This is a genomic window from Streptacidiphilus pinicola, from assembly GCF_003258295.1.
GTDB classification, from domain to species: Bacteria; Actinomycetota; Actinomycetes; order Streptomycetales; family Streptomycetaceae; genus Streptacidiphilus; species Streptacidiphilus pinicola.
On sequence record NZ_QKYN01000241.1, the window covers coordinates 1 to 4,784 of the forward strand.

Sequence of the window (4,784 nt, forward strand, 5' to 3'; positions counted from 1 at the left end):
TGGCTGGGCGGGGGGGGGGGGGCGGGGGCGCGAGTGGGGGGACGCGGGCCGTGGGCGGCGGGGCCTCCGGAGGCGGGAGGAGGGCTCCGGCGGGGAGGGCGGGGGGGGGGGCGGGGTGGTGGAGGGCGGCGGGGCGGGTGCCGGGTTGGGCGCGGCGGGGTTGGTCGACCAGGGCGCGGGTGTAGGGCGGGGCGTAGCCGTCGCCGGTGGTGCCGGGCGGGCTGACCTGGCCGAGCAGCGGGAGGCCTGCGGTCAGGGCCTCCGGCCCCTGCTGCTGGAGGACCGCCCACGCCTCGGGGTCGGCCACCAGATCGGCCAGCACCGTCGTCGTGCCGACGGGACGCTGCCGCAGCTGGTCGCCGAGCCAGGCCCACGGCAGCGCGGTGTAGCGCGTGTTGTCGCGCGACGTGCGGGCCAGGGCGAGATGGAGCTCCTTGCGGCGCCGGTCCGCGGTGAGCTGGCCGACGAGGGCGACCAGGACCGGGCCGGGCGTGACGGACGCGGCCTGCAGCTGCGCGAGCAGCAGCTGCGGGTCGGCCGGGTCGGCCAGCTGCAACACGCTGGCGGGTATCGGGCTGCCCAGCAGCGTCTCCGGCGGAAGCGTCGCCAGCAGGCCGAGCGCCGCCTCGGGGCGCACGGGCTGACGGCGTTTGCCGCCGGGCGCGCCGCCGATCAGCAGCACCGAACCGCGCGCCGTCCCGCCCCCGTGGTTGATCTCCATTCCCGCACCGTACCCGCCCGAGGCAAACCGACGCGCAGCCGGTGGCCCGGGTTCCGCTTCTGCGGCGTCCGCGCGGATCAGCGTTTCTGCTCGGTCTCGCGCCCGGTTGCGCGCCCGTCTTCGCGCTGAGTTCCACGCTCGCGAGCGCGCAGCAGCGGGGCGAGGTCCCAGGCCAGGAGCGCGAAGAACACGGCGGTGAGGAGCCAGCCCAGCAGCACCGGGCCGTCCGCGATGTCGATGCTCGCGACGACGACCAGCACGGTGGAGGACATCGCCGTCGCCGCTCGGTTGTGGCGGCGTCGTGCAGGCCGGGGCCGCGGCCGGTAGCCGGGGCTGTCTGGTTCCTCGGGGATCGTCACGACGACCGACGCTACGCCGACGGGACCGGGCCAGGAAGGCGAGAGGTCTTACGGCCGTGTGACGTAGTGGAGTTGGACGACGCCGCTCCCGAACCTGCGCTCGCCGACGAGTTCCAGCGGCAGTCGGAGGCCGCGCGGCAGCGCGGGCTTGCCGCCGCCCACGGAGATCGGATGCAGGAGGAGACGGACCTCGTCGACCAGGCCCGCGGCCAGCGCCCGGCCCGCGAGTTCGGAGCCGCCGATCGACAGGTCGCTGCTCGCCCCCGCCTTGAGCCGACGGACCGCCGCGGGGTCGAAGTCGCGCTCGATCCGCGTGCGGGCGGAGGTGACGCCGTCGAGTGTGCGCGAGTAGACGACCTTCTGGGCCGCGCGCCACAGCTCCGCGTAGTCCCGGCTCACGGCCGAGTCGCCGGCGGCGAGGCCCGCCGTCTCCCAGTAGACCATCGTGTCGTACATGCGGCGGCCGTAGAGGTAGGTGCCGACGGGGCGTTCCAGATCGTTGACGAACGCGTGGACCTCCTCGTCGGGCGCAGCCCAGCCGAAGCCGCCCGTCTCGTCCTCGACGTAGCCGTCCAGCGATGCGATCGCCGTGTAGATCAGTCTGGCCATCTCGACCTCCCCGCACCTCCGTGAGTGCCTCACCCCCATGCTCTCCCACGACGGCGCACCGGGTGGGCTCTCCGACGACGGCCAAACAGGTGACGTCACGTCAGCGGCCTGCCTCGCCGGAGCGCGTACGGCGCACCCGGACCGCGAGGATCGCCGCGCACAGCAGCGCGAAAGCACCGCCGAGCACCCACGACAGCAGCGCACTCCCGCGACCGCTGTGCCCCTCCGCAGCATGCGAAGCGCCGGTCTGCGCGCCGCCCCGCCTCGCGCCGGGGGCCAGGCGGACCAGGACGTAGTCGCCCAGCCCGGGCAGCGGGGCCTGGTAGATGTCGTTGCCGACGCGGATCGTGTGCAGGTCGCGCCACGGGCCGCCGCCGGCGGGCCGGTACTCCATGACCGGCGCGGGCTGCGCCGCCGAGGGCGCGCGCAGCGACACGACGCTGTCGCCGGTGGGGCGGCCGGTCGCGGTGACGGGGCCGTGGTCGCCGGTGACCGTGAGCCGGTAGACGTTCCCCCAGGCGGTGCCGTCCGTCGGGGTCGTGCCCTGGAGGGCCAGCGGCGTGGCCTTGGCCACCAGCTGCGTCGTACCGGCGGGGACGGACAGCTGCGAGGCGGGGATCCCGGCCTGGACCTGCGGTCCGTTCTCGTCGCTGACGGGCAGCAGGACCTGCGGGCCGACGCCCTTGAACACGAGGCCGTCGTCCTCGCCCACCGAGGGCGGCTGAGTGCGCTGGGTGCCCGGCGGCGCGACGACGTAACGGTAGGGCTCGTCGGGGAAGCCGAGGCCGTCGTAGAGCGGCGGCGTGGCCATCGGCGGCGTGAACAGCCAGGCCAGCGTGAGCAGTCCGAGGCAGAGGGCGACCAGCCTGGTCGCCTGTGCCCGGGTCACCGCAGCCACCAGCCCGCGAGGTCCGCCAGCGTGTGCGCCACGGCGGGGGCGGTCACGGACCCCGCCAACAGCCGCACCCCGCCCAGGCAGACGCCGACCGCCAGGTCCAGCGGCAACACGTGCCAGCCGTAGACGGGCACGTGCAGCAGCGCGAACGCGACGCTGGTCGCCGCGACGGCGACGATGCTGCCGTACCGCTCCCTCGCGCGCTCGAACAGCGGGCCGCGCAGCAGCAGTTCCTCGGCGACGGCAACGAAGGACACGACCGCCGCCCACAGCGGCAGGGCCCCGGCAGGCTCGGTCACGCCCGCCTCCGTCCACCGCCGCGCCAGCGGCACCGCGCACAGCACGGCCGCCAGCCCGGCGCCCCAGGCGAGTTGACGCCAGCTCAACTCCGGCCGGGGCAGGCCGCAGACGAGCGCGAGCAGGATCAGCGCGGCCCCGAACACCACGCCGGCGACCGGCGACCCGGCCCCCGCCGGCCCCGCGATACTCACCCGCAGCGCGACGGCGAGGCCCAACCCGACGAGACCGCCGAGCAGTTGCACCCGTACGCCGAACGTCACCGCGCCACCGCCCCCGGGCCGGCCGTGACCTGGGAGCTGCGGCCGCCGACGCCGGTCGCGGCCGACTGCTTCGACGGCGCCGGGCCCTCCTTGACCAGCGGCTGCGCCATCAGCACCAGGCTGACCATGGTGTAGGCGACCATCGCCGCGATCCACGGCCACTCCGACGCCTTGGCGGCCCGCTCGTCGCGGCCGCGACGCACCAGGTGGCCGTGGGCGATCACGACCGCGGCCATGTGTACGACGACGATCACAGCCACCGACCCGTACCAGAAGGCCGAGCTGGGCAGCAGGTGGGTGTCCGGCTCGAAGCTGTCGTCGAAGGGCGCGGGCAGCCACTGCCCGCCGTCCAGCCCGCTCGGGTTGCCCAGCAGTGGGACCAGCAACTGCCCGTTGATCAGCAGGTACTGCAGGTTGTGCGCGAGCAGGTAGCCGAAGGCGATGGGCAGCAGGGACGGCAGCAGGCCGTGCAGCGCGGCCGCCGGGCGCACGTCGTGGCCGCCCAGCCGCGCCACCGCCTGCGCGAACGCGCCGAGCACACACCAGGTGAGGAGCCCGAGCAGCGCGAAGGCGGCGACGGTCTCCCACTCGACGGCCGTCGCGGGCGCGGTGGCGGCCCGCATCCAGTCGAGCCGCACCCGCGACCAGAGCGGCGTGGCCAGCAGGCCGTCGAAGGAGACCGAGACCAGCAGCAGCATCACGAAGGCCATCCGGCTCGGCACGGCCTCGAACCCGTCCTCGAGACCGCCCGCGAGGCCGCGGCGCCCGGCCGCGCCGAAGCGGAACCACCCCAGCCGGCCCCAGGTCGCGAACAGCACGGAGAAGAGCTCGCCGCGCGCGAGCCAGGCAGGAGCGCCGAAGAACAGGCCCGCGACCAGCGAGAGCGCCGCCCAGCCGAGCAGGCCCCACGCCGTGACCCGGGGCAGGGTCGCGGTCTGGTTGAACACCAACTCCCCGCAGGCGGTGGCGAAGAAGGCGAGCGTCGCCGGCCACCAGCCCAGCCGGGCGGGCCAGGACACCGGCCGCGCGCTGCCGAAAAGAAGCCGCCGCGCGGCGGGTCGGTCGCCGAGCCGGGCCAGGGCGGCGAAGGGGTTGAGCGGCCGGGTCCAGTCGCCGAGCAGGCCGCAGCCGAGCGGCACGGCGATCCACACCACCAACCAGAAGACCGTGGGCAGAATGTTCTCCGCGACCGTCTGCGATCCGCCGATGCCGACCGCGATCAGCCCGCCGAGCCCCGCGACCCCGATGCCGGGCGCCGCCCACCCGCGCTGGAGCGGCGCCCCACGCTCCTCCCCGCTCTCGACCGGCCCGCCGGCCATGCGGCGCGGCAGCACCACCAGGAAGGACAGGAAGACCACCAGGGCCGCGCCCAGGACGAAGTACACCAGGGGGATCGGCAGCTCGTACCGTTTCCCGAACGCGTGCGCCAACAACACCAGCGCGCCCTCCCACCTCACCCGCAGCACCTGCACCGAACGCAGCGGCGACTATCCCATGGGGCTCGCCCCCTGGGCCAACCCGTGGTCTCGTCCGTGGCTGCCTGCGGCGTTGTCAGTCCCTCGTGCCAGGGTGGAGGTATGCGGGACGTGGACGAACCGGTGACGGGATCGGGCGGATGAACAGCACGGCGGGGGCTGGGT

The 4,784-nt window shown here is 75.1% G+C and carries 5 protein-coding genes and 1 pseudogene; all 6 read right to left on the reverse strand.

Going from position 1 to position 4,784, the window contains the following annotated elements:
• A pseudogene (locus tag DN069_RS38400) lies at positions 1-721 on the reverse strand (hypothetical protein); the annotation flags it as partial.
• A gap of 77 nt (positions 722-798) precedes the next feature.
• A complete protein-coding gene (locus DN069_RS38405) occupies positions 799-1,080 on the reverse strand; it encodes a hypothetical protein (RefSeq protein WP_133260193.1) in 282 nt (93 codons plus the stop codon).
• A 48-nt stretch (positions 1,081-1,128) separates the two neighbouring features.
• Positions 1,129-1,689, reverse strand: coding sequence for a dihydrofolate reductase family protein (locus DN069_RS38410; protein ID WP_111507879.1), 561 nt, complete (start codon positions 1,687-1,689; stop codon positions 1,129-1,131).
• Positions 1,690-1,789: 100 nt separating this feature from the next.
• Positions 1,790-2,578: a hypothetical protein gene (locus DN069_RS38415; RefSeq protein ID WP_133260194.1), complete on the reverse strand. Its 789-nt coding sequence runs from the start codon at positions 2,576-2,578 to the stop codon at positions 1,790-1,792.
• Positions 2,575-3,144 carry a CPBP family intramembrane glutamic endopeptidase gene (locus DN069_RS38420; protein WP_111507881.1) on the reverse strand — a complete coding sequence of 190 codons (570 nt, stop codon included), beginning with the start codon at positions 3,142-3,144 and terminating at the stop codon, positions 2,575-2,577. Before DN069_RS38420 ends, DN069_RS38415 begins: the two co-directional genes overlap by 4 nt.
• Positions 3,141-4,601, reverse strand: a complete 1,461-nt coding sequence (locus DN069_RS38425) for a hypothetical protein (protein WP_133260195.1) — start codon at positions 4,599-4,601, stop codon at positions 3,141-3,143. The genes DN069_RS38420 and DN069_RS38425 overlap by 4 nt, the downstream gene beginning before the upstream one ends.
• Between the last annotated feature and the right edge of the window lie 183 nt (positions 4,602-4,784).